Origin of the sequence: Paraburkholderia ultramafica, from assembly GCF_902859915.1 — a bacterium.
GTDB classification, from domain to species: domain Bacteria; phylum Pseudomonadota; class Gammaproteobacteria; order Burkholderiales; family Burkholderiaceae; genus Paraburkholderia; species Paraburkholderia ultramafica.
Window position 1 is genome coordinate 1 of sequence record NZ_CADIKK010000055.1, and the last position, 24246, is coordinate 24246.

Consider the following 24246-nt stretch of genomic DNA (forward strand, 5'->3'; position numbering starts at 1 on the left):
GCCCACACTTATCGGCTGTTAATTTTTAAAGATCGATCCGCCAACTTCGCCGCACCCGTTTCAACCACCCGGCACCGCTTCGTTCTGCGTCGCTGCATCAGCAGCAGAGAAGCGAGATTATGGAGAACGGCCACCATGTCGTCAACCCCCTTCTGTGAATTTTCTTTTGGGGCAAGCGCGAAGCAACGCCAGAACATCTGCGCCCTATATATAGTGATAACGAAGGAACTGATCCCGTCGTGTGAGGATGAAGGAGTTCCTCTATAGTGAGGAACGTGCAGCCAACTAAAGCGCACGTCGACGCACAGTCCTCGACGGGCCGCTGAGTCGCGTAACTGGCGGGCCGCGAGCGAACCCGCGACAAACCTGCGCGATTAAATGGTGTGCCCCCATGAGCGCGAAGGCGCAAGCTCGTATATAATGCGAGCCGCGCGAATTTCGCATATTTCTATCGGCCCGCTTCGAGCGGGCTCATCTTTTTGCTCCCCGAGAGCACAGCCAAACAACCGCGTTGAGTCACTCAGGTGATGTTGAGCCATGCTCGAAACGCCTGACGGTAGCGTCTTGCGTCTCATAGCGAAGCCTCTAGAGGAGAATACGTGAACCCTTTTGATCGCGAAGATTCGCAACACGAAACTGCCGGCTACACCGGCAAAGCCCCCTCCGGCCGCACGGCCAAGGGCAAGGGCGCCGGCAAAGCGATGCCCGTTGCGGCCGAATTGCCGCCGCAACAAGCCGAAGAACGTCAGCGCCAGATGCGCGCGCTGATCCAGCTGGGTAAGGAGCAAGGCTACCTGACCCACGCGCAGATCAACGACCACCTGCCCGACAACTTCGCGCAAACGGCGGCGATCGACAGCATTGTCAGCGCGTTCAGCGACATGGGCGTGCAGGTCTACGAGCAAGCCCCCGACGCGGAAACGCTGCTGCTCAACTCGAACGCCCCCGCTGTGGTGTCGGACGACCAGGCAGACGAGGAAACCGAAGTCGCGTTGTCGACCGTCGATTCCGAATTCGGCCGCACGACCGACCCGGTGCGCATGTATATGCGCGAAATGGGCGCGACCGAACTGCTCACGCGCGCGGGCGAAATCGCGATTGCCAAGCGCATCGAAGACGGCCTTCATGAAATGGTGCAGGCCATTGCCGCCTGCCCGCTCGCGATCTCCGCGATTCTGGCGAGCGCCCAGCAGGTCGCCGACGGCGAACTGCGCATCGACGAACTGGTCGACGGCCTGAATGAAGATACGCTCGCGGCGGAAGAAGACGCGAGCACGGACGCGGTCGCCGATGTCGATACGGACAGCGACGAAGACGACGACAGCGATAGCGACGACGACGTCGGCCCGGCCGACTCCTCGGCAGCGGACGAAGCGCGCCTGAAGCAACTCACGAGCGACTGCCTCGAAATCTTCGCCCAGGTCGGCATGCTGTCCGACCAGATGAACGCTTCGCACACGCGTGGCGACGTCACCTCGAAAGCGTACCTGCGCGCGCGCGAAGAAATCCAGCAGCACCTCGCGAAGATTCGCTTCACCGCACGCACGATCGACCGCCTGTGCGGCGACGTCCAGCACCAGGTCGCGCAAGTGCGCTCGATCGAGCGCAACATTCTGCAAATCGTCGTCACGAAGAGCGGCATGCCGCGCGAGAAGTTCATCGAGTCGTTTGCCGGCCACGAAGCCGACCTCGGCTGGACGGAACGCGCAGCGCGCGGCACGTCCACCTACGGTGCGGCGCTGGAGCGCCATCTGCCGGCGATTCAGTCCGAGCAGCAGAAGCTGATTGAAATCGAAGCCACGGTTTCGCTGCCGCTGAAGCATCTGAAAGAGATCAACCGCCAGATGGTCGCGGCCGAATCGAAGATGCGCAAGGCCAAGAGCGAGATGATCGAGGCGAATCTGCGTCTCGTGATCTCGATCGCGAAGAAGTACGTGAACCGCGGCATGCTGTTCCTCGACCTGATCCAGGAAGGCAACATCGGCTTGATGAAGGCCGTGGACAAGTTCGAATACCGGCGCGGCTGGAAGTTTTCGACGTATGCAACGTGGTGGGTCCGTCAGGCCGTGACGCGTTCGCTCGCCGACCAGGCCCGCACGATTCGCGTGCCGGTGCACATGATCGAAACGATCAACAAGCTCAACCGCATTTCGCGCGAGATCTTGCAGCAGACCGGCCAGGAAGCGCATCCGTCGGTGCTCGCCGAACGCATGGAGCTTTCGGAAGAGAAGGTGCGCGGCATTCTGAAGATCGCCAAGCAGCCGGTGTCGATGGAAACGCCGGTCGGCGACGACGGCGACGCCACGCTCGGCGACATGATCGAAGACTCGGCCGCTTCCTCGCCGGCCGACGCCGCGATGCAGGCCGACTTGCGCGCCGCCATCGACGATGCGCTCGACTCGCTGTCGCCGCGCGAAGCAAAGGTGCTGCGCATGCGCTACGGCATCAACACGAAGTCGGACCATACGCTCGAAGAAGTCGGCAAGCAGTTCGACGTCACGCGCGAGCGGATTCGTCAGATCGAAAGCAAGGCCATGCGCAAGCTGATGCACCCGAGCCGCGCCGATCGACTGAAGTCGTTCCTCGACCGCTAAGCTAGCGATCACGCTTGCCGTGCGCCATGCACGGCAAGCGCAACTCCCTCCTCACACCAGCAACGAGACGATCCCGCCCAAGGTGATTCCCGCTGCCAGCCAACGCCCCGCCGTGTAGAACGCATTGCGCACTTCCTGATGCTGATCCGGCCGTTCGAGGCCGAGCGTGCCGTACGCAAACGACTGCACTGCCGAAGCGCCGGCTTCCCGTGCGCTCTCTCCCGTTGAATCGCTTTCCGCGCCGTACGGCGCCGTATTTCCATCCTGAGCCGCCGCGGCTGCACCCTCGGCGGAGATGTGGACAGCGTCGTCCTGTCCGGATGTTGCGGACGTTGCGGTCTGCGCGGCGGCGGTGTCGTTCGCTGCCGGCGGGCTGTTCGTCGTCGCGCGCTCCGCACCCGGCGGGGTCGACGATAACGCGCTGTCGATTTGCATGGCTACCTCCGTTCGTTTCGCTCAATCCATGCGCCGCGCCATCGGCCGCGGCAAGTCAAACCTGCTGCGTATCGGCGCCGCACACGACGGTTCGGCGGTTCGACGCACCGCCGGTCACATGACCTATCGACGGCGGTTGGCCGAAACTTGAGCACCCGTAAGGCGCGGTAAGCAGAGCAGCGCACTTGAGGCTGTCGTTGTCCACAGAAACTGTTCGCAAGCCTGTGGACAACCTGCGCATGACTCACCCAACTCATTGAGCGCATTGAAATTCACGTGCACGCTCTCAACGAGTCGCGTGGGTCACGGCTTCGCGCACATCGCCCGAACCGCCGCCCATTGCCGCGCCGTCAACGCGCTTTCTCCGAGCGGCGAGCCCTGATTGCGCTTTTCGCGCTCGCTCGTCCGCGGATGGTCCGACAGAAATTCGAGCGCCCCGCCGGCGCCGGTGCGGCCGCTTTGCTTGTCACCTTGCTTATCAGCCAACGCGAAAAACGCCGCGAGCCCGTCGCTGCGCAACCCGCTCGCTTGCAGATACGCAACCCCGTTCGCATCGGCCAGGCGCTCCATCTCGCGGCTATACGACAGACCCACCAGTCGTCCCGCCAGCGAAGACAGATCCGCGAAGCCGAGATTGATCCCGAACGTCGCGCTGATCACGCCGATACCGGCGCTGCGAAACAACGCGACCAATGGATCGCGCCGCGCGATATGTCCGGTCTCGTGCGCCATCACGCCGGCCAGTTGATCGGCATTGCCCACCTGATCGAGCAGCCCCCGCATGATCACCATTCGAGCGCCAGGCAACGTCAGCGCGTTGAGGGTCTTGCTGTCGATCACCATCAGACGCACCGGTTGCGCGATACCCGCCGCGCGGGCCAGCCGCGCTTCGAGTTGCTCTAGCGCGCGCTGTCCCTCGTCGCCGCGGCACACCCGATGCTTGCCGACAACGAGCGCCTCCACCATGTCGCCGAGCTGGTTTTCCGCGCTGCGCGGCACCAGCGCCGCGCCCGCCGACGGCAGGCCCACGACGAGCGCGAACGCCAGCACGAGCGCCGCCACGCCGACCGCCATCCAGCCCAGATAGTGCCGCCGCTGCATGCATGGCGCCGCGATCCGCGCGGGCAGCGCGCCGGCGTCGGTCGTCAAACGGCCCGGTTCGCCTTTGCACGACAACGTGACTCTGCCGTCCGGGTCAGGCTCGCCGACCACCAGCCGCGCACGCGGCCAAACCGCCAGTTCACCCGCGATACCGTCGATCGACAGAAACGCGTCGCTCCAGCGCAGCGTTGCCGCATGAGCAGCAGCGCTGCGACCGTTGTAATAGCGCGTGCCAGGCGAAACGGAAGGCGTCAAAGCCGCCTCAGAATGCGCCACCATGATCGAGCAGGTTCAGCATGCCCTCGCCGGTAAGCGACGGTTGCTGGTCGCTTTGACCCAGCGTCTGCGGATCGAGGTGACCGGAGACCTGTAACGTCTCCGCCGCGAAGCGCATCCAGCGATGGATCACGATCGGCAAACCCCAACCCAGCGTGACGATGATGATCGCCAGATTGCCGAGCAGCATTCCAAGCAGACGCCCAGCGGTGACGCTGCTGCCGAAACGCAGTTGCGTGCCAAGCGTCGTATTGCCCGTGATATGGCGTGTCAGCGCCGCGAGATAGAAGCAGCGGATCAACAACGTGCCGACGATGAGCAGCAAGTAAAACAGGAACACAGAACCCAATACGCCGAGCGCGGCCGGATCGTTCGTCTTCAGCGGCGCATGGCCGAACGGCAGCAGCGCCATGATGCTCTTGAGGAATACCATCAGGAGCACGGCCAGCAGTACGATCATGCCGACAAACGTGCCGACGAACACGCCGTACACCGCCCGCGCACGGCCCTCGAAATGAAACGGCAAGCTGCCGAAGCTGCTCGCGTTGATGCGGCGCTCCGCAAGGCGCATCGACACCCACGGCGCCATCTGCCCGAACGTCACGATAGACAACAGGCCGAACAGCAGCGCATACACGCCATAGGCCCACGACGAACCGGTCATGCCGCCGCGAATCCCGCACCACCGCGTGCGGCTCAGGCGATAACGCTGCGCGCTGAAAAACGCCCCCGCCGCGATCACCGCGATCGCCAGGTAGAGGGCAAGAATCGGCAACGCGCCCAGCGCCGCACTTCTCGTGACGGCGCGCACGATCATGCTGAGAACCACGGCACCCACGATCGCGCCGAAGATAATCGCAATCGCCAGCAGAAAGCCTTTGAACAATTCACCGCCGGTGCCGGTGTATTCAAAGCGCTCATCTTGAAAACGCATCCGCGACCAGATATATCGACGGTTATTGGTGGTCGCCCAAAAACGATAAATGCCAAGCGTCAGGATCTGCAGCAACACGTTTTTGATAAAGATTCCGTATAACTCTCCAAGCTTGCCGTCGTAGGTTAACAGCGGCTGCTTCTGGTCGAGCGGATTCATGTGTTCCCCCTTCTGACAATCTGACGTTTTTGTGGCTCACTCGCACACGCGTGCCCGCGTATGCTTTGTAAGCTGGCTGTCATTCCCCGTGCGAGTCCGGCTCACATCGCGTGAACCTTTGCAAACCGGCGTGCAATGCAAAGCAGACCGATAGCACGATGATTACACGCTTTCTTATCTTTTTAAACTGCATTCCTACTTAAAAAAGCAGACCTGCTATCGAACGCGTTGCGGATCCGCCCTTCGATCAGCGCGAACTTCGACTGCCCTTGCGGCGTCGACACCGACGGCCTTACATGGAATCACTGAGCCGGAGCTCTCCATGAAATCACCGCGATTCTTTAGAGCCCATACAAAAACCCGGCTGCACACCGCGTGCTCACCGGGTTATTTCAAGCATTCCTCTTAACGCTTTGACGTGAATACCGCTCGCTCTAGCTTGCGTCAACAAACCGTTCGAGCGCGAGCTTCATTCTTTGCACGCCGGTTTCGATATCCGCTACGCCAGGCGCGGCGAATGACAGGCGCAGTGCCGCCGCATCGATATTGTCTTTATAGAATGCGACGCCCGGCACAAACATCACCTTGTGTTCGATACAGACGCGCAAATAATCGGACGCATTTTGCCCCGCCTTCAATCGCGCCCAGACGAACATGCCGCCCGCCGGACGATGAAACGCGATGTGTCGCGTCAAATGCGTGTCGAGCGCATCGCACAGCGCGCGGCATTTCACGGCGTACGCCTCGACGATGCGCGGCAAATGACGCTCCAGCGCGCCGCTCGCGAGGTACTCTGCGGCAATCGCCTGGGTCCACGGCGAGCTGCACAGGTCGACGGTCTGCTTGGCGACTACGCAGCGGCGCAGAATCTCCGCATGCGCGACCATCCAGCCGACGCGCAAACCCGGTGCGACGATCTTCGACAGACTCGAAAAATGGACGATCCAGTCGCGTGAACCCGCCACCTGATCGCTCAGCGCGAGTAGCGAAGGCAACGCCGCGCCGCCGAAGCGCAGATCACCGTAGGGGTCGTCCTCCACGATCAGAAAGCGGTGACGCGCCGCCAGTTTCAGCAACGCCATGCGGCGTTCGAGCGACAAGGTCGCACCGGTCGGGTTGGCGAAGGTGGGCACCGTGTACAGCAGCCTCGGCGCGCCGCGCAGCGCGCCGGCTTCGAGCAGCGCGGCGAGTGCGTCGACGTCGAGCCCATGCTGATCGACCGGCACCGTCACGACCTCGGCCTGTTGCAGCTTCAGCGCCTGCAGGGTCGCCGGATACGCGGGCTGTTCGACCAGCACGACGTCGCCCGGCGCGACCATCACGCGCAGCAGCAGATCGAATCCCTGCTGCGAACCGGTCGTGACGAGCAGATCCTGCGGCGCGCAGTGCGTGCCGCGGCGCGTCATCAGGTTCGCAAGCTGTTCCTTGAGCACGGCAAGGCCGTCGGTCGGACCGTATTGCAGACACAGCGTGGTCTGTTGCGACGCGCGTGCGGCAGCGGCGTCGAGCCCTTCGCGATCGAACAGATCGCTGGCCGGATAGCCGCCCGCGAACGAGATCATGCCGGGCTGCGCCAGATACTTGAACAGCTCGCGAATCGGCGAGCCGGTCGGTGCTTCGAATGCGGAATTGAACGTGAACATGGTGACGAGCCGCTCTTTGTCGATTTAGCTGTCGAGGGAAGACCGGCGTCGATTGTGGCCATCGTCCGGGTGGGCGGCAAACGATATCTCCGCACTACGTATTGCGTTTTCCGCATTACCCAGGCGCACGGCTACACCACGTTCTTCTCGACGATCGGCCGGTTTTCGAGCACGCGCGTGAAGCTCAGCGAGCCCAGGTCGAGCGTCGTGTAGCGGCCGTGCAGAATCAGTTCGCTGATGCCGCGTCCCGTCGCCGGACCTTGTTGCAAACCGTGCCCGCTGAAACCGTTGGCGAAGATGCAGTTGTCGACGTTCGGGTGATAACCGATGATCGCGTTCTGATCGAGCACGTTGTATTCGTAGTAGCCGGACCAGCAATTCTGCACGCGCAGCGCTTCGAATTGCGGCACGCGATGCGCGAGCGTCGGCCAGATCACGTCGTCGAATAGCGCGTGATCGACTTCGTCGAGCGGCAGGTCGTCGGGGTCGTGATCCGCGGCCGGCGAGGTGCCGCAAATAAACGAGTTGCCCTCGGGGCGAAAGTACACGCCGCTCGGATCGATCAGCAACGGACAGCGTTCGAGCCGCGCCGGCGACGTCACATTGAAAATACTGCGGCGCCGCGCATAGACCGGAAGATCGATGCCGGCCATCTGCGCGACTTTGCGCGACCACGCGCCGGCCGCGTTCACGACCACGTCGCACGCATAGGTCTCGCCGCTCGCGGTCTGCACCTGCGTGACGCGTTTGCCGTCGCGATGCAGTGCGGTGACGTCGGCAGCGACATAGCGCGCGCCGAGCGCCTGAGCTTTCTTGCGCAGCGCCTGCACCAGACCGTAACCGTCGAACCAGCCCTCACCGCTTTCGCCATACGCGCCGGCGACGAGGTCGTCGGTATTGAGCCAGGCAAAGCGCGCTTGCAGTGCGCTCCTGTCGAGCAGACTAATATCGGCGCCCAGACGCTTTTGCAGTGCGTGATTCTCGCGCAGCGTCGCCTCACCGGCGGCAGTCGCGAGAAACAGATAGCCGCCTTCGTACAGATCGATCGACGGTTGCGTGCCGTCGACTTCGAGCCGTTCGCCGATCGAGCGCAAAAACTCGATGCCGAACAGCGACATCTGAATCGACAACGGTGTGGAGAATTGCTGACGGATCGACGCCGCCGACAACGCCGACGACGAACGCGCATAGGTCGGATCGCGCTCTATCACCGTGACGCTGACTGTCGGATCGGACAGCCGCAGAAAATACGCAATCGAGCTGCCGATCACCCCACCGCCGACGATCACGACATTGGAACTCACGTCTTACCCCACGAGTAGCGTAGCCGCTCTAAAAACGCCGGGCGGCGCAACGGATTGCTGAACAGAGCTGGTGTGCGCAACGGCGCCAACAGTGGCAACAACAGAGGCCTATGAATGCACCTCTGCCGCCGCTCGAATCGCGCTGGCGCGATTAGCCGATATTGAAGTCGATGCCCTGCGCGAGCGGCAATGCCGACGAATAATTGACCGTGTTGGTGGCGCGGCGCATGTAGGCCTTCCACGCATCCGAGCCCGACTCGCGGCCGCCGCCGGTTTCCTTCTCGCCGCCGAACGCGCCGCCGATTTCCGCGCCGCTCGGTCCAATGTTGACGTTCGCGATGCCGCAGTCGCTACCCGAGTCGGACAGGAAGCGTTCCGCTTCGCGCAGATCGGTGGTGAACACGCACGACGACAAACCGTGAACCGCCGCGTTGTTTGCGTCGACCGCGCCGGCGAAATCCGTATAGCGCAACACGTAAAGAATCGGCGCGAAGGTTTCCTTCAGCACGACCGACGTTTGCGACGGCATTTCGACGATCGCCGGACGCACGTAGTAACCGCCTTCATAACCCTTCACGTCAATGCGCTCGCCGCCGAACACCTTGCCGCCTTCGGCCGTGGCCTGCTGCAACGCTTCCTGCATGCGGACATACGATTGCTTGTCGATCAGCGGTCCCATCAGCGTGCCCTTTTCGAGCGGGTTGCCGATCGGCACCTTGCTATACAGCTGCTTCAGACGTTCGATGGTTTTGTCGTACACGCTCTCGTGCACGAACAGACGCCGCAGCGACGTGCAACGCTGGCCCGCCGTGCCCACCGCCGAGAACAGGATGCCGCGCATCGCGAGTTCGTGATCCGCCGTCTGCGTGACGATGCCCGCGTTATTGCCGCCGAGTTCGAGCAGCGAGCGCCCGAAGCGCTTCGCCACTTCGACGCCGACCGTGCGGCCCATTTCCGTGCTGCCCGTCGCGCTGACGATCGACGCGCGCGGATCGGCCACCAGCTTCGCGCCGACGTCGCGTCCGCCATTGATCAACGCGGTCAGGCCGGCCGGCGCGTCGCCGAATTCCTGCAGTGCTTCATTGAGAATCTGATTGACGGCGAGTGCGGTCAGCGGCGTCTTTTCCGACGGCTTCCAAATCACCGCGTTGCCGCAGACCAGCGCGAGCGCCGCATTCCACGACCACACCGCGGCCGGGAAATTGAACGCCGAGATCACGACGCAGGTCCCCATCGGGTGCCACGTCTCCGCCATCCGATGGCCGGGACGCTCCGATGCGATCGTCAGACCGTACAGCTGGCGCGACAGGCCGACCGCGAAGTCGCAGATGTCGATCATTTCCTGCACTTCGCCCATGCCTTCCTGCAGGATCTTGCCGGTTTCCAGCGTGATGATGCTGCCGAGCGCCTGCTTCTTTTCACGCAGACGGTTGCCGAGCAGCCGCACCAGTTCGCCGCGGCGCGGCGCCGGCACGTTGCGCCACTCGGTGTACGCGTCTTTCGCGCGGGCGAGGGCCGTGTCGACTTCCGCCACCGTGTTGACGGCCACGCGGCCGATGAGCTCGCCGGTGATCGGCGAATGAACCGTGAGATCGCCGGCTCGCGCCGCGTGGGCGATGCCGAGATCGGCGAGGATAGTGGAAGCGTCCATGAGAACCCCTTTAATTTCCGATGCGAAACAAGTGTAAGTTCGGAAACTATACACGCGGGTTTTTATGGCGGCAAGGGCATTTGCCCTGGGCAGCACGCCGGACATCGCGCACGGCTTGCCCTGCCTGATCGGCGAGCACAGGTGGAGCATTGCTCGAGGTCAACGCGCACGCTCCGCCGGGCTGCCGCGGCGGCATGCCGGCCTCGTCACATTCGTTTCCTATTGGAAATGCAGTGCCCGGCTGTCAAGCCGCTGGTAAACGCCTGACGCGCGGCACGCGTGCCGCAGGCATTGCGCTCAAACCCCCGCCATCAATCTGTCGACCAGCACCCGCGCGAACGGCGGCAAGTCCTTGAGGCTGCGCACGCAGATCTTGAGCTTGCGTTCGGCCCACGGGTCGTTCAATCCGACGGTGGCGATCTGCATCGTCTTCCTGTGCCGCAGCGCGACCGACTCCGGCACGATGCCGATGCCCACGCCCGCCTCGATCATCCGGCACGCGGCCTCGAAGTTGCCCACCTGGATGCGCAGCTTCAGGCGTGCGCCGAGCGCATCGGCAGCGCTCGTGATGAACGCGTGGATCGCGCTCGACGTCGGCAGGCTCACGAAGTTGGCTTCCAGCACCTGCGCGAAATCGACCGACGACTGCCTGGCCAGCGGGTGATCGCATGACGTGACCAGCACCAGGCGGTCGTCGCGATACGGCAGCATTTCCAGATGTTCCGCATGCACGTTGCCCGCGACGATGCCGATATCCGTCGCGCTATCCGCCACGCCTTTGACGATTTCACCGCTCAGCACCTCGCGCAGATCGATATTGACGTCCGGATGATCGCGCAGAAAGTGGCTCAGCACGGCCGGCATGAACTCGCTGATCGCGGTCGTGTTGGCCCAGATGCGCACGTGGCCCTTGATGCCTTCGCCGTACTCCTGCATGTCGCCCGCCAGATGCTCGACGCGTTCGAGCACGAGCCGCGCATGATGCACGAACGCTTCGCCCGCGGGCGTCAGCGTCACGCCCTGGCTGGTTCGATACAGCAGTTTGAAACCCAGTTGCTCCTCGAGATTCCTGACCCGATTACTTGCGGCCGGCGCCGACAGATGCGAGCGCTCCGCTGCGCGCGCGAGGTTCTGCGTATCGGCGATATGGAGGAGCAAACGCAAATCCACGAAATCGAAATGCATGATGAAAGCCAGAGATGAAGCGCCAATGGGCGCTCGCAAGACAAACGCCAATCTTAACCGGGCGCGAAGCACGCGTTCGAAAAAACCGAATTCCTTGCGCCGGCGGTCTCTGTCAGAGTGAGACGGTTCGCGCCTGCTTGCGATGCAGGCGTTTTATTTTTAGGAGACCGTGTTGAAGATTCTGGTGCCAGTCAAGAGAGTGGTCGATTACAACGTGAAAGTCCGGGTCTAATCGGACGGCACGGGTGTCGACATCGCGAACGTGAAGATGTCGATGAATCCGTTCGATGAAATCGCGGTGGAAGAAGCCGTGCGTCTGAAGGAAGCGGGCGTGGCGACGGAAGTGATCGCCGTGTCGGCGGGCGTCACGCAAGCGCAGGAAACGCTGCGTACGGCGCTGGCGATCGGCGCGGATCGCGCGATCCTGAACAGGCCAGCGTATTTCGCCACAGCGGAACACGCTCACGATTGACGGCCTGAATCAACGGGCCGCCCTTACGCATTCACACCTTCACACTCCCCACGCAACCACCTACGCCGACTTCTCCATCAACTCCCCACGCTGCGTCAGATCCGCATCTGGAGAGATGTCCTCCAACGTCTGCTGACTAGTCTCAATCCGCAGCGCCAGGATAGCGACGCTCAGTAAAAGCAATACGCCGCACGTACACGAAGCCAAGCAGAATCGTCACCAGCGAAAACAGCACGATGCCGTTACGACGGCCCAGCCGGTCAGTCACCAGATACCCCACCACCGCGCCGGCCGGCGCACCGAACGACATCAGCAACACGAATCCGAGCGACTGCACGATCGTCAGCCCTTCCTTGACGAAGAACGTCGGCAGCCACGCGACGAGCCCATACAGCGACATGTTGATTCGCCATGCAGGTCAACGCCGCGACCAGCGTGCGGCCGATCATGCCACGCGCAAACAGCGCCGAGAACGGCGCAGCCGGCACCTCATGGGCTTATCGGCCCGCCACGATCCTGCGTGCCTTCAGAATCACCGGCATATCGACCATCTTGCCGTCTACCGCCACCGCCGCGCCGTTGCTGGTCTCCACCGCCGCCAGCACGCGCTGCGCCCACTCCTGCTCCGCGTCGCTCCACGCATAGGCACGATGCACCGCATCGATCTGCTTCGGATGAACGCACAGCTTGCCGCCGAAACCAAAGCGCCGGCCGCGCCGCGCGTCGGCTTCGACCGCAGCGGTATCGGTGATGGCGGTCGACACACCATCCACTGGCGCGCCGATCCCTGCAAGCCGCGACGCCAGCACGATCTGCGAGCGGAACAGATGCAGCTCCTCGCCATCGCCGTCGATGCCGAGATCGATCTGAAAATCGAGCGTGCCGAATACGAGCCGCCGCACGCTGGGCGCGGCGCACAACACCGCGAGATTCGCAAAGCCCCGCGCGGTCTCGACGATCGGCAACACGCTCAACGCGGGATGCGCATGCGCGAGCACGGCCTCGATCTGCTCATGCGTCTCGGCCTTCGGCAGCACGATCCCGGCGACACCCGGCTGGGCGGCCAGCGTGGCGATGTCGTCGGTGAACCACGACGTATCCGGGCCGTTGATCCGCACCCACGCGGGCCGTGATGCACGCTCGGATACAGTGGCCAGCACGGCAGCACGCGCCGCGGGTTTTTCATCGGGCTGCACGGCGTCTTCGAGATCGAGAATCACCGCATCCGCACCGGCTGCGTGCGCTTTCTCGAAGCGCTCGGGTCGGTTGCCCGGCACGAACAGATACGAACGGGGCAGCGCGGCGCTCATGCGGGCACCGTCGCGTGGGACTTTTCTTCGAACACCGACCCGACCTGCGTCTGCTCCGCGATCTGCCATGCGTGGCCGAGCAGGCGCGCCGCTTCGCCTTCAGTGGCCGCGCCCGAAAACGCCGCCAGCCGATGCAGCTTGGTCGAGATCTCATCGCGCGAGAGCGTGTTGCCCGGATCGCCCTTCGGTTCGTTGACGCGGCCGTTGAAGACGCGGCCGTCGGTGGTCGTCACCGTCACCTTGCCGATCCAGCGCGCCGGATAGGCGGCATCGACTTCGGCATCGTAGGCCATCGTGACGTTGTCGCGGAACGCGGCAATCGCGTCCGCGTCGAATCCCTGCTCGAACTCGGTCACGCCCGCATAACCGTGGTGCGCGACGAGACCCAGCACCGTGCCCATGTTGAACTTCGCCTGGTGCACGGTGCGCGGCGTGACGACCGCGCCGAGCACATCGATTGCGCCTTGATGAACGTGCGCGACGACCTTCGCTATATCGCGCGGTGCGAGACGGTGCTCCTGCACCACGGCGAGCAGCGCGTCCGCGGCGGGATGCGTATGACGGCACGCCGCGTGATACTTGAACGACGTCTCCGCGGTCGCCCAGCGGCTGCCCAGCCGGTCGACGAGGCGCGCCGGATCGGCGTCGCTCGACATGCCGGCCGCCATCCCTTGCGCGCCTTCGAGAATGTGGGTCGCGCCCTTGAAGCCGTCGGCGGCGAGTTGCGCGGCCATCAGTCCGTTGGCGGCGGCCATCGCCGTGTGCAGCTGCTTCGAGTCGGCGGCGTCGCGCAGGAACTCCCACAGGCCGCTCGCCTGCGTGCCGGCAGACCCGAACGTGTCGAGCATCTGCGTCGGCGACAAACCGAGCAGCCGTCCGGCGGTGGCCGCGGCCGCGACCGTGCCTACCGTGCCGGTGGTGTGAAACACCTTGTAGTGCGAGCGGCCGAGAAATTCGCCGATGCGGATGCCGACTTCATAGCCCGCAACCGCCGCCGCGATGAAGTCGCGCCCCGATGCGCGATTGGCCTGGGCCAATGCGAGCGCCACCGGAAACACCACCGTCGCCGGATGAAACACCGAGCCGTTGTGCACGTCGTCCTGTTCGGCGAAGTGCGACGCGGCGCCGTTGACCATCGCCGCGAAATACGGCGTGGTGCGGCTGCGGTCGATCAACACTTCGCATGGGTCGTCCTGTGCCGCGCCGTCGGCCTGGCGCGCGAACCGCGCGATCGTTTCGACCGGCCGCGCGCCCTTGCCGGCCAGTGCCGAGCCGAGCCAATCGACGTACAGGTTGACGGTGCGCTCGACCACCGCGTGCGGGATGCTGTCGAAGTCGAGTTGGGCGGCGAAGGTGGCGAGTGTGAGGCTGGGATGATCGTTCATGATGGCGCAGGAATCGGGTTGGTTCGGATTGCCGGCGTGGCGTCGTTCACACACCGGCTCGGAGAGAGGGGTTCAGATCGTGCCGGCGGCACGCAGCGCGTCGATGCGTGCGCCGTCGTAGCCGAGTTCGCGCAGGATCGCGTCGGTGTGTTCGCCGAGTGCGGGCACCGGGTCCATGCGCGGCGCGAAGTCGGTGGACAAACCCGGCGGCAGCAACGCGGGCACCGCGCCCGCCGCCGTGCCGACTTCCTGCCAACGTTCGCGCGCCTTCAGTTGCGGATGCGCCCACACATCGCCGAGCGTGTTCATCTGCGCGTTGGCGATGCCGGCCTGATCGAGCCGTTCGATCACTTGCGCGGCGCTCAGCTTCGCAAACGCCGCGACGATCACTTCACGCAACGCTTCACGCGCGGACGTGCGCTTCGAGTTCGACGCAAAGCGCTCATCGCTCGCGAGTTCCGGTTGTTCGAGCACGCGCTCGCAGAACAGCTTCCATTCGCGTTCGTTTTGCAGACCGAGCATCACCGTCTTGCCGTCGCCGGCGGGGAACGGTCCGTAGGGATAGATCGTCGCGTGCGCCGCGCCCGACAACGCGGGCGGCTGCTGACCGTCGATCGCGTAGTAGAGCGGATAACCCATCCACTCGACCATGCTCTCCAGCATCGACACATCGATGCGGCAGCCGCGTCCGGTGCGCCCGCGCAACAGCAACGCGCTCAGAATGTTCGAATACGCGTACATGCCGGCGGCGATATCCGCGATCGAACAGCCTGCCTTGGCGGGCGCGCCCGGCGAACCGGTGATCGACAGAAAGCCGGATTCGCTCTGGATCAGCAGGTCGTAGGCTTTCTTGTCGCGATAGGGACCGTCGGCGCCATAGCCGGAAATATCGCAGACGATCAGCTTCGGATACTTCTCGCTCAACGCGTCGTAACCGAGACCGAGCCGCTCCGCAGCACCGGGGGCGAGGTTCTGCACCAGCACGTCGGCGTCGGCGACCAGCGCGTCGAGAATCTCCGCCGCCGCAGGCTGCTTCAGATCGAGCGAGAGACTCTCCTTCGAGCGATTGGTCCAGACGAAATGCGACGACAGTCCATGCACCCGCTCGTCGTAGCCGCGCGCGAAATCGCCGACGCCGGGTCGTTCGATCTTGATCACCCGTGCGCCGAGATCGGCCAGTTGACGCGTGCAGAACGGCGCGGCGATCGCGTGTTCGAGCGTGACGATCTTGATACCGTCGAGTGGTCTCATGTGTATGTCAGCCCGAAAGTCAGAACGAACGCGGCAGCCCGAGAATATGCTCGGCCACGTACGAGAGAATCAGATTGGTCGAAATCGGCGCGACCTGGTACAGACGCGTTTCGCGGAATTTGCGTTCGACGTCGTATTCGCATGCGAAACCGAAGCCGCCGTGGAATTGCAGACAGGCGTTGGCGGCTTCCCACGAAGCGTCGGCCGCCAGCAGTTTTGCCATGTTCGCCTGCGCGCCGCACGGTTGATGCGCATCGAACCGGCGCGCCGCTTCGAATCGCATCAGGCTCGCGGCTTCCACGTTGATGAACGAGCGCGCGATCGGGAACTGCACGCCCTGGTTCTGGCCTATCGGACGGCCGAACACAACGCGCTCTTTCGCGTACTCAGTGACCTTGTTGACGAACCAGTAACCGTCGCCGATACACTCCGCGGCGATCAGCGTGCGTTCCGCGTTCAGGCCGTCGAGGATGTATTTGAAGCCCTGCCCTTCTTCGCCGATCAGATTCTCGGCGGGGATTTCGAGGTTGTCGAAGAACAGTTCGTTGGTCTCGTGATTGACCATGTTCAATATCGGCTGCACGGTCAGGCCGTGGCCGATCGCTTCGCGCAGGTCGACGATAAAGATCGACATGCCTTCCGATTTCTTCTTCACGTCGGACAGCGGCGTGGTGCGCGCGAGCAGAATCATCAGGTCCGAGTGCTGCACGCGCGAGATCCACACCTTCTGCCCGTTGATCACATAACGGTCGCCGCGCCGCTCGGCGGTGGTCTTGATCTTCGTGGTGTCCGTGCCGGTGGTCGGTTCGGTCACGCCCATCGATTGCAGCCGCAGATCGCCGCACGCGATCTTCGGCAGATACTTGCGCTTCTGCTCTTGCGAGCCGTGACGCAGCAGCGTACCCATGTTGTACATCTGGCCATGGCACGCGCCCGAGTTGCCGCCGGCGCGATTGATCTCTTCCATGATGACCGACGCTTCCGTGAGCCCCAGCCCCGAGCCGCCGAAGTCCTGCGGAATCAGCGCGGCCAGCCAGCCGGCCTTGGTGAGCGCATCGACAAACGCTTCCGGATAACCGCGTGCTTCGTCGATCTTGCGGAAGTACTCACCGGAAAACTGCTGGCACAGATCGCGCACTGCTTCGCGAATGTCCTGGAAAGAATCCTGCTGCGTGGTTTGCATAGGCGAATCTCTTGGAGTTCAGGCGAGGTTCAAGCGTGGCTCAGGCCAGCGCGGCCGTCGCGCGCATGGTCAGATAGCCTTCGTGGTCTTTGGCCCACAGGTCGATGGTCTTGCCGTCGGCGGAAGGCTGGCCGCACACGGTGAAAGGCTGGCCGGCGAAGGTGGGACGCAACGCCCTGAACGCGAAGCTTTGCAGCGTGGCGTTTGGCTGTTCGCGGCGCACGAGGTCGACCAGCAGCGTCGCGATCAACGGACCGTGAACGATCAGGCCGGGATAGCCTTCGACTTGCGTGACGTACGGGTAGTCGTAGTGAATGCGATGGCCGTTGAAGGTCAGCGCCGAGTAGCGGAACAGCATCACGGCGTCGGCGTCGATCGTGCGGCGCCACGTTTCGCCTTCGGGCGCGAGCTGCGGCTGCTGCGGCCGCGCGCCTTCCTGCGGCGCGTCGCGGTAGACGATGTCGTGCTCTTCCTCGAGCTTGAGCTCGCCGTCCGCTTCGATCGTGTGCTGCACCGTGACGAACACGAGACGGCCCGAACGGCCGGTCTTGTCCTCGATGTTGGCGATGGTCGACGTGCGCGTGGCGTGCTCGCCCACTTTTAGCGGCGCATGAAAGGTCAGCCGGCCGCCGGCCCACATGCGGCGCGGCAGCGGCACCGGCGGCAGAAAGCCGCCGCGCTTCGGATGACCGTCGGCGCCGACCTCGGACATCGGCGCAACCGGCAGAAAGTACAGCCAGTGCCACAGCGGCGGCACCGTGTCGCCGCTTTCTTCACGGTCGAGCGTGGCGGCCATCGCCGTCAGCGGAAAGGCGGTGATGTCGTCTTCGGCCACCGCCTCCTTGTAGAGCCAGTCGTCGAGTTTCTCTGAGGCGGCGGACATAGGCGAAGTCTCCGGATACGCGTGTTGAGCCTGGTTGGGCCTTACTATGAACGACGCGTTGGGTTCCGCGAAGTTTCCATTTTCGAATCGGGCCTTTGGTTTTGCTTAAGGCGTGCCGCGCGCCGGTGCGGTGGGCGTTGCGGTTCGTCCGGCGCGCGCTCGGGCATCGGGCGCCCCATACCCTGGTAGTTTTACTGACGTGTCGGCTGGGATTGACACGGTTATGGAAAGGCGGCAAGCGCGGCGTTCTGCGATTGAAAAAGTAACCGTCGATGTGGGCGCGCGTCTCGCCTGCTATCTATTTGAGGCCAAGTCGTTTAGCCAGGCGATTCAGATTCGCCCGATCGAGACCGAGTTCGCGTGCTACCGCTGCCCAATTCTGCTGGTGGCGTGCGAGCGCCTCGACGACGATGGTTCGCTCGAACTCCGTCACCGCGCTGCGAAAATCTTTCGAACCGCTCTCCTGCATCTGCGTGGACACCTGATTTTTTTCTTCGCCCGGCGCGTCGGACAGCGCCAAATCCACCGCGCTCAACGTGAGAATACGACGATGCTCGCGATTGGCCGCCAGCGCCTTCAGGGCGCTGCGCCCAATCAGATGCTCGAGTTCGCGCACATTGCCAGGCCACGGATAGCGCAACAACGCGGCTTGCGCATCCGCCGCCAGACGCAGACTCAGCAGGCCGAGCCGCGAGCGATTCTCTTCAAGGAAAAAGCCTGCCAGCAGCAGCACATCGCGGCCGCGCTCGCGCAATGGCGGCACGCGCAGCGGATAGACGCTGAGACGATGATAGAAGTCGGCTCGAAACCGTCCGGCTCGCACCTCTTCCGCGAGATCACGGTTCGTCGCGGTGATCAGCCGGACATCGACTTTATGTTCGTGATCCGAACCAATTCGCTGCAACTGGCCGTTCTGAAGAACCCGCAAGAGTTTTGCCTGCACGGCGAGCGGCAGTTCCCCAACCTCGTCGAGGAAAATCGTGCCGCCATCCGCGAGTTCGAACTTGCCACGTCGATCCGACGACGCGCCCGAGAACGCGCCGCGCACATGCCCGAACAGTTCGCTCTCGACCAGCGTGTCCGGCAACGCGGCGCAGTTCAGGCTCACCAGCGGCTTGTTCGCCCGTGGCGACAGTGCATGGATCGCATTCGCCACCAGTTCCTTGCCGACACCGGTCTCGCCCGTGATCAGCACGGTCAGGTCGCTGGCGGCGACGACCTCGATCTCCTTGATCATGTGATGATGAGCGTCGCTGCTGCCGATCAGCTCACGCCGGCTCTGGCTGCTCGCCTGCCGGTACGCTTCGGCCCGCAGCCGCGCCTCTTCGCCGCTGCGGGCCAGCGTGTCGATTCGCTCCACTACGCTGACAGTTGCGGCGGCAAGGCTGAGAAACGCCCGCAGCGATGCCATGTCGATGGTGTCGAAGCGGGCCGGGTCCAGTGCATCGAGCGTGAGCAGGCCCCATGGGCGACCGCGAATGAACAGCGGACAGCCGAGGCAGTCGTGGACTTCGAGATGCCCGGCCATGCCTTGCACGAGGCCGTCGTAGGGGTCAGGCAAATCGGAGTCGGCCGCGAAACGGGTCGGCTCGGGCCGCGACAGCAACCGCTCGAAGCGCGGATGATCGCTGACCCGAAACCGCCGCCCCAGCGTATCGCTGCTCAAGCCGTCGATCGCCAGAGGCACAAGGGTGCCCCCTTCGAGACGCAACAACGCGGCCGCGTCGCCCGGAAACAGTGTGCGCAGACTGCGGAGCAAGCGGCGATAACGTTCGCGGTCGGACAGGTCGCGCGACAGGTCGAGAATCAGCGGCGTGAGGGCGTCGAGAAGCGCTTCTGCAGTCAAACTGACTCCATCGGGAGTCTTTTCGACTAGTGTCGAATGGACCATACTCATTTCCAGATCTTTGATTTAACTGCATTTTATACCTGGCACGAATCATGGATAGTAAGTCCCGTTTTGCGCAAGACCGCTGGATACCCACTAACCACCAGGAATTTCATTATGCTTTCCGCCGAACACCGCGCCATTGTCAAAGCCACCGTCCCTCTGCTCGAAAGCGGAGGCGAAGCGTTGACCACGCACTTTTACAACATGATGCTGAACGAACATCCGGAAGTGCGCCCGATGTTCAATCAGGCGAATCAGGCAAGCGGCGCGCAGCAACGTGCGTTGGCCAATGGCGTGCTGATGTACGCCCGTCATATCGATCAACTCGAACGACTGGGTGGATTGGTCTCGCAGATCATCAACAAGCACGTCTCGCTGAATATCCTGCCGGAGCACTATCCGATTGTCGGGCAGTGCCTGCTGCGCTCGATCCGCGAAGTGCTCGGCGCGGAAATCGCCACCGATGCGGTCATCGAAGCATGGGGCGCCGCGTATCAACAACTCGCCGATCTGTTGATCGGGCTTGAAGAGCAAATTTACGCCGAGCGGGAAGCGGCGCCGGGCGGATGGCGCGGCACGCGTCTGTTCCGGGTCGCGCGCAAAGTGCGTGAAAGCGACGAGATCACGTCGTTCTATCTGCGCCCTGATGACGGCGGCAAGTTGCTCGCGTTTCATCCCGGGCAGTACATTGGTGTGCGCCTGGTCATCGACGGCGAAGAAGTGCGCCGTAACTATTCGCTCTCGGCAATGGCGAATGGTAGCGATTACCGCATTAGCGTGAAGCGCGAACCGAATGGAAAGGTGTCGAACTATCTGCACACACACGTCAACGAAAACGATCCGGTGGAACTGTTCGCGCCGGCCGGCGACTTCAAGCTCGAACATAACGACAAGCCGCTGGTGCTGATTAGCGGCGGCGTGGGCATCACGCCTACGCTGGCGATGCTGCAAGCCGCGCTGCACACCGATCGTCCGGTGCACTTCATCCATTCGGCTCGTCACGGCGGCGCTCATGCGTTCCGTGACGCGATCGACGCACTGGCTGCGCGTTATCCGCAACTGAAGCGCTTCTATTGCTACGAGCAACGCCGTGCGGGCGATGCCGACGCGCACGGCATCGGCTATCTCGACGAGACACGCCTTGCCAAATGGCTGCCGGAAACACGTGACGTCGACGTCTATTTCCTCGGGCCGATCGCGTTCATGAAGGCCATCAAGAAGCATCTGAAGGCGATTGGCGTGCCGGAGTCGCAAAGCCGCTATGAGTTCTTTGGGCCGGCTGCCGCGCTTGAATAAAGCTGCTGATACGCAGTTGCTTCGGGTCGTTGGAAAGCGGCGGTATGGGAATTGAGATCGCCCAGCCAGCGCGGCGCGCGCAAGTAGGCATCGACTGTCTGTTGATGGCACGAAAGCGCGTGCGGCTACCGATAGAAAACGTAGTCCGAAAGCCCGATATCACCACAACTGCCTGTTGCCGGCCCTCGTGACCGGCAATCGGAGGCCTTGCAAACGTCACTCTCCAGAAACTGCTTTAACCGGGACGGTTTTAACCCTCGCGCGGAGTTGCCCGCGAATCTCGCTCACCACTGCTGCCGGCAGCGGAACATAGTCCATGTTCTCCGCGGCCTTGTCGCCATTGGTCAGTGCCCAGTCCAGGAATTTCAATGTTTCCTCGCCGCGTACCGGTTTGTCCTGTGTGCTGTGGAGTAACACATAGGTCGCGCCAACAACGGGCCATGCGTTCGAGTCGGGTTCATTGGTCAGGATTGGGAAAAGGGATTTGGACCAGTCAGCGCTCGCAGCAGCTGCCTTGAATGTTTCCGGCCCCGGCCGAACCACGGCACCCGAGGCATTTACCATCGCGGTATAGGACATGTGATTCTGTTTCGTGAAGTCCCATGCAACGTAGCCGATAGCCCCTGGCACATGCTGCACGAAGGTGGCGACCCCTTCGTTGCCTCTGCCGCCAATGCCACGAGGCCAGTGCACGCTAGTCCCCTCACCGACTTTGCTTTTCCACTCAGGATTGGCCTGCGCGAGATAGTGCGTCCAGATGAGCGTCGTGCCGGAACCGTCAAGGCGCCGCACCACGGCGATCGGCCTGTCGGGCAGTTTGATCGATGGGTTGATGGCGGCAATGGCAGGGGCATTCCAGCTGACGATCTTACCCAGGTAGATGTCCCCCAGCACGGGGCCGGAGAGCGTCAATTCGCCGGGCTTGATACCGGGAAGGTTGACTACCGGCACGACACCGCCGATCACCGAATTGCAGCAAGCCATCCTTCGCCAGTTCTTCTTCGCCGAGTGGTGCATCCGAGCCAGCGAAGTCGACCTGCCTCGTGATGATTTCCTTCACGCCCTCCGTCGAGCCGACACCGTGATAGCTCACTACGCCCCCGCCTGCGTGCCGGTAGGCGCTTGCCCACTCGCTATAAATCGGCGCTGCAAAGGTACTGCCGGCACCGGTAATGTCGGCGCCCCGGACTGCGACGGCGACGGCGACGGCGACGGCGAATAGAGCACCGACCAGACCGATCATCAAGGTTTGAGTATGGCTCACGCAAAACCTCACTCGGAATTGTTGTAGAAGCTAACGAAGTGAAGCTCGCCGAATAACGACTCCTGGCGTGGAAAGGCTATTGTTTGGCGGAATCTTTTGGATTTTCTATTTCCGTCAATTTGTCGTCGCGCTGCGGGTCATGCCGCCTCGCAGAGTGGCAGTCGCAAGCAGCGAAAACGCCACATTTCATTACAGGACGATGCGGGCCTGGAGGCAAATTGAATCGCTCTATCAAAGCGGCAGCGAAGGGTAGCCGGCTTCAAGAGAATTCCACCCAGCCCGCCCGGCAGGATGAACCTGTTTTTCGCTACCGTTCCTTGCGCCGACGAAACGCCCACCATCCGGCCAGCGCTGTGAAGCCGGCAACCAGCAACACCATCACCCAGAAGCCGTGACGGTTTTCGGCGAGCGGGATGCCGCCCACATTCATGCCAAAGAAACCCGCGACGATATTGATCGGCATAGCCAGAACCGTCACCAGCGTCAGCGTGAACAGCGTGCGGTTGTTCTGTTCCTCCAGACGGGAGATGATCTCCTCCTGCAACAGCCTGACCCGCTCGATCAGTCCGGCCACGTCCGAGAGAACAACGGAGAACTCTTCGGTCGACTCGCGCAGATCCTGTACGTCTTCTTGCTGAAGCCAGCGTGGTGGTCTTGCCAGTAGACGGAAGATCGCTCCGGGCTCGGGTGCGAGCATGCGTTGCAAGCGTGTCAGCATGCGCCGCATCGCGCCAAGGTCGAGCCGGTTCTGCGGCGGCCGTTGCGACAGGAACCGGTCCTCGATCCGGTCGACGTCGGCACTGGTTCGCCGGACGATCTGCACCAGCAAGTCAGCCTGGTCGCGCATCAGGTGAACCAGCAATTCCGCAGGTGACCTGAATACTTCCCCTTCCCGGACCGATGCGCGCAATCGGTCAACTGAACGCAGAGGCTTGAGACGGGCGGTGATAATGATCCGCTGATTCGCGTAAATCCATAGCGTCGCGATCTCGGAGGGGATGAACTCGAGGTTGAATATGACGTCGTTGACGACCGCGCGTAGCGCGCCGTCCGCATGCTCGATACGCGTCGAGTGTGAGCCCTCGCGCAATGCGTCGAAAAAAGTCTCCGGCAAATCGAGTTGCGCTCTCATCCAGCGCTCGCTCGCACTATGCGCCAGATTGAAATGGAGCCAAAGAAACTCGCTGGCTTCCTTCGCGTCGCCGTTCGCTTCGCGCTCACGGAGCCATTCGACGACCTCGTCCGCGTCCACCGGCCGCCCGGCGAGAGTCGAAGAAAAGAGGAAGCCGCATACCATGCCGGACGAATCGGCGCCGTAGGTTTGCAATAGCAGATCAGATTTCATAACGTCATTCAGCGTTGGCTTCCCGTGCCGGATCGGCATATCCAGCAATTTACCCGCCGAAGATGGAATCCTGACGACCGCCGCGCAATTCCAACCTTCAGTGCCGCACAGACCGAATTGGAACGAAATGTCTGAGCATATCGCGGCTAATCAAAAGAAGGATAACCGGCTAGTTTTTCCTGTGTCGGCTTATCAAGGCCTTAAGTTTGAGCTACCGAGCCGTTAATGCTGAACAGTCACAAGAACGTCACATAGCAGCCTTAAGTTGCAGCCCATCGGAGATCATTTAAACGTATCAGGGGTCTGAACATGAAGCTCACGAAATTTGCGCTGGTGCTCGGCGCACTATGTGCCACTGTCGCACAGGCCGCCGACATCACCGGCGCGGGCAGCACCTTTGCAGCACCGATTTACACGAAATGGGCCGACGCCTATCAGAAGTCCGGCGGCGGCAAGGTGAACTACCAGGGTATCGGTTCTTCGGGCGGGATCAAGCAGATCATCGCGAAGACCGTCGACTTCGCCGGCTCGGACGCGCCGCTGAAGGACGACGAACTCGCCAAGGCAGGCCTTTTCCAGTTCCCGACGGTGGTCGGCGGCGTGGTGCCGGTCGTCAACGTGCCGGGCGTGAAGCCGGCTGAACTGACGCTGTCGGGCGAAGTGCTCGGCGACATCTACCTGGGC

17 protein-coding genes and 3 pseudogenes are annotated in these 24246 nt (G+C 62.8%); 4 read left to right on the plus strand and 16 right to left on the minus strand.

Features of this window, described 5'->3' with window-relative positions:
* Positions 1–599 precede the first annotated feature (599 nt).
* On the plus strand, positions 600–2594 hold the full coding sequence (gene rpoD / locus HV744_RS33615; RefSeq protein WP_175153612.1) for an RNA polymerase sigma factor RpoD: 1995 nt from the start codon (positions 600–602) through the stop codon (positions 2592–2594).
* A gap of 51 nt (positions 2595–2645) precedes the next feature.
* On the opposite strand, the gene HV744_RS33620 is transcribed toward rpoD, so the two are convergent.
* The 7 genes from HV744_RS33620 to HV744_RS33650 all read right to left on the minus strand — a co-directional run bounded on the left by HV744_RS33620 (position 2646) and on the right by HV744_RS33650 (position 11282).
* On the minus strand, positions 2646–3029 hold the full coding sequence (locus HV744_RS33620) for a hypothetical protein (RefSeq protein ID WP_175153613.1): 384 nt from the start codon (positions 3027–3029) through the stop codon (positions 2646–2648).
* A 303-nt stretch (positions 3030–3332) separates the two neighbouring features.
* Positions 3333–4385 (minus strand): M48 family metallopeptidase, encoded by a 1053-nt coding sequence (locus HV744_RS33625; RefSeq protein WP_175153614.1) that lies wholly within the window; start codon positions 4383–4385, stop codon positions 3333–3335.
* Between the two features lie 7 nt (positions 4386–4392).
* The gene (locus HV744_RS33630; protein ID WP_175153615.1) at positions 4393–5499 is read right to left on the minus strand and encodes a YjgN family protein; all 1107 of its coding nucleotides are present in this window, start codon (positions 5497–5499) and stop codon (positions 4393–4395) included.
* Between the two features lie 434 nt (positions 5500–5933).
* The gene (locus HV744_RS33635) at positions 5934–7142 is read right to left on the minus strand and encodes an aminotransferase-like domain-containing protein (protein WP_175153616.1); all 1209 of its coding nucleotides are present in this window, start codon (positions 7140–7142) and stop codon (positions 5934–5936) included.
* Between the two features lie 131 nt (positions 7143–7273).
* On the minus strand, positions 7274–8446 hold the full coding sequence (locus HV744_RS33640) for an NAD(P)/FAD-dependent oxidoreductase (protein WP_175153617.1): 1173 nt from the start codon (positions 8444–8446) through the stop codon (positions 7274–7276).
* Between the two features lie 151 nt (positions 8447–8597).
* Complete coding sequence (gene amaB, locus HV744_RS33645) at positions 8598–10097, minus strand: L-piperidine-6-carboxylate dehydrogenase (RefSeq protein ID WP_175153618.1); 1500 nt, start codon at positions 10095–10097, stop codon at positions 8598–8600.
* 297 nt (positions 10098–10394) lie between these two features.
* Entirely contained in the window at positions 10395–11282 is an 888-nt protein-coding gene (locus tag HV744_RS33650) for a LysR family transcriptional regulator (RefSeq protein WP_175153619.1), read from the minus strand.
* A 253-nt stretch (positions 11283–11535) separates the two neighbouring features.
* Between HV744_RS33650 and HV744_RS33655 the strand changes: the two are divergent.
* A pseudogene (locus HV744_RS33655) lies at positions 11536–11709 on the plus strand (electron transfer flavoprotein subunit beta/FixA family protein); the annotation flags it as partial.
* Positions 11710–11814: 105 nt separating this feature from the next.
* Here the strand turns inward: HV744_RS33655 and HV744_RS33660 are convergent.
* The 7 genes and pseudogenes from HV744_RS33660 to norR form a co-directional block, all read right to left on the minus strand.
* Positions 11815–12251, minus strand: a pseudogene (locus HV744_RS33660) (hypothetical protein); the annotation flags it as partial.
* The gene (locus HV744_RS33665) at positions 12252–13064 is read right to left on the minus strand and encodes an HpcH/HpaI aldolase/citrate lyase family protein (protein ID WP_175153620.1); all 813 of its coding nucleotides are present in this window, start codon (positions 13062–13064) and stop codon (positions 12252–12254) included.
* Positions 13061–14449, minus strand: a complete 1389-nt coding sequence (locus HV744_RS33670) for an MmgE/PrpD family protein (RefSeq protein WP_175153621.1) — start codon at positions 14447–14449, stop codon at positions 13061–13063. Before HV744_RS33670 ends, HV744_RS33665 begins: the two co-directional genes overlap by 4 nt.
* A gap of 72 nt (positions 14450–14521) precedes the next feature.
* Positions 14522–15700, minus strand: a complete 1179-nt coding sequence (locus HV744_RS33675; protein ID WP_175153622.1) for a CaiB/BaiF CoA transferase family protein — start codon at positions 15698–15700, stop codon at positions 14522–14524.
* A 19-nt stretch (positions 15701–15719) separates the two neighbouring features.
* On the minus strand, positions 15720–16883 hold the full coding sequence (locus HV744_RS33680; protein WP_175153623.1) for an acyl-CoA dehydrogenase family protein: 1164 nt from the start codon (positions 16881–16883) through the stop codon (positions 15720–15722).
* A gap of 40 nt (positions 16884–16923) precedes the next feature.
* Positions 16924–17766, minus strand: a complete 843-nt coding sequence (locus HV744_RS33685; protein ID WP_175153624.1) for an HTD2 family dehydratase — start codon at positions 17764–17766, stop codon at positions 16924–16926.
* A 298-nt stretch (positions 17767–18064) separates the two neighbouring features.
* Complete coding sequence (gene norR / locus HV744_RS33690; protein ID WP_175153625.1) at positions 18065–19657, minus strand: nitric oxide reductase transcriptional regulator NorR; 1593 nt, start codon at positions 19655–19657, stop codon at positions 18065–18067.
* Between the two features lie 114 nt (positions 19658–19771).
* Between norR and hmpA the strand changes: the two genes are divergently transcribed.
* Positions 19772–20953: an NO-inducible flavohemoprotein gene (gene hmpA, locus HV744_RS33695; protein WP_175153626.1), complete on the plus strand. Its 1182-nt coding sequence runs from the start codon at positions 19772–19774 to the stop codon at positions 20951–20953.
* A 216-nt stretch (positions 20954–21169) separates the two neighbouring features.
* Here the strand turns inward: hmpA and pstS are convergent.
* Both pstS and HV744_RS33705 read right to left on the minus strand, forming a co-directional pair.
* Positions 21170–22196, minus strand: a pseudogene (gene pstS / locus HV744_RS33700) (phosphate ABC transporter substrate-binding protein PstS).
* A 328-nt stretch (positions 22197–22524) separates the two neighbouring features.
* Entirely contained in the window at positions 22525–23562 is a 1038-nt protein-coding gene (locus HV744_RS33705; protein ID WP_175153627.1) for a transporter, read from the minus strand.
* A 309-nt stretch (positions 23563–23871) separates the two neighbouring features.
* Between HV744_RS33705 and HV744_RS33710 the strand changes: the two genes are divergently transcribed.
* On the plus strand, positions 23872–24246 hold a 375-nt coding region (locus tag HV744_RS33710), incomplete at its 3' end, for an extracellular solute-binding protein (RefSeq protein ID WP_175153628.1).

What these genes read in the sequence shown, in the direction of transcription:
- HV744_RS33620 (WP_175153613.1), bottom strand. Translation starts at nt 3,029, where the DNA reads ATGCAAATCGACAGCGCGTTATCGTCGACCCCGCCGGGTGCGGAGCGC.
- HV744_RS33630 (WP_175153615.1), bottom strand. Translation starts at nt 5,499, where the DNA reads ATGAATCCGCTCGACCAGAAGCAGCCGCTGTTAACCTACGACGGCAAG.
- HV744_RS33635 (WP_175153616.1), bottom strand. Translation starts at nt 7,142, where the DNA reads ATGTTCACGTTCAATTCCGCATTCGAAGCACCGACCGGCTCGCCGATT.
- amaB (WP_175153618.1), bottom strand. Translation starts at nt 10,097, where the DNA reads ATGGACGCTTCCACTATCCTCGCCGATCTCGGCATCGCCCACGCGGCG.
- HV744_RS33650 (WP_175153619.1), bottom strand. Translation starts at nt 11,282, where the DNA reads ATGCATTTCGATTTCGTGGATTTGCGTTTGCTCCTCCATATCGCCGAT.
- HV744_RS33665 (WP_175153620.1), bottom strand. Translation starts at nt 13,064, where the DNA reads ATGAGCGCCGCGCTGCCCCGTTCGTATCTGTTCGTGCCGGGCAACCGA.
- HV744_RS33670 (WP_175153621.1), bottom strand. Translation starts at nt 14,449, where the DNA reads ATGAACGATCATCCCAGCCTCACACTCGCCACCTTCGCCGCCCAACTC.
- HV744_RS33675 (WP_175153622.1), bottom strand. Translation starts at nt 15,700, where the DNA reads ATGAGACCACTCGACGGTATCAAGATCGTCACGCTCGAACACGCGATC.
- HV744_RS33680 (WP_175153623.1), bottom strand. Translation starts at nt 16,883, where the DNA reads ATGCAAACCACGCAGCAGGATTCTTTCCAGGACATTCGCGAAGCAGTG.
- HV744_RS33685 (WP_175153624.1), bottom strand. Translation starts at nt 17,766, where the DNA reads ATGTCCGCCGCCTCAGAGAAACTCGACGACTGGCTCTACAAGGAGGCG.
- norR (WP_175153625.1), bottom strand. Translation starts at nt 19,657, where the DNA reads ATGGTCCATTCGACACTAGTCGAAAAGACTCCCGATGGAGTCAGTTTG.
- hmpA (WP_175153626.1), top strand. Translation starts at nt 19,772, where the DNA reads ATGCTTTCCGCCGAACACCGCGCCATTGTCAAAGCCACCGTCCCTCTG.
- HV744_RS33705 (WP_175153627.1), bottom strand. Translation starts at nt 23,562, where the DNA reads ATGAAATCTGATCTGCTATTGCAAACCTACGGCGCCGATTCGTCCGGC.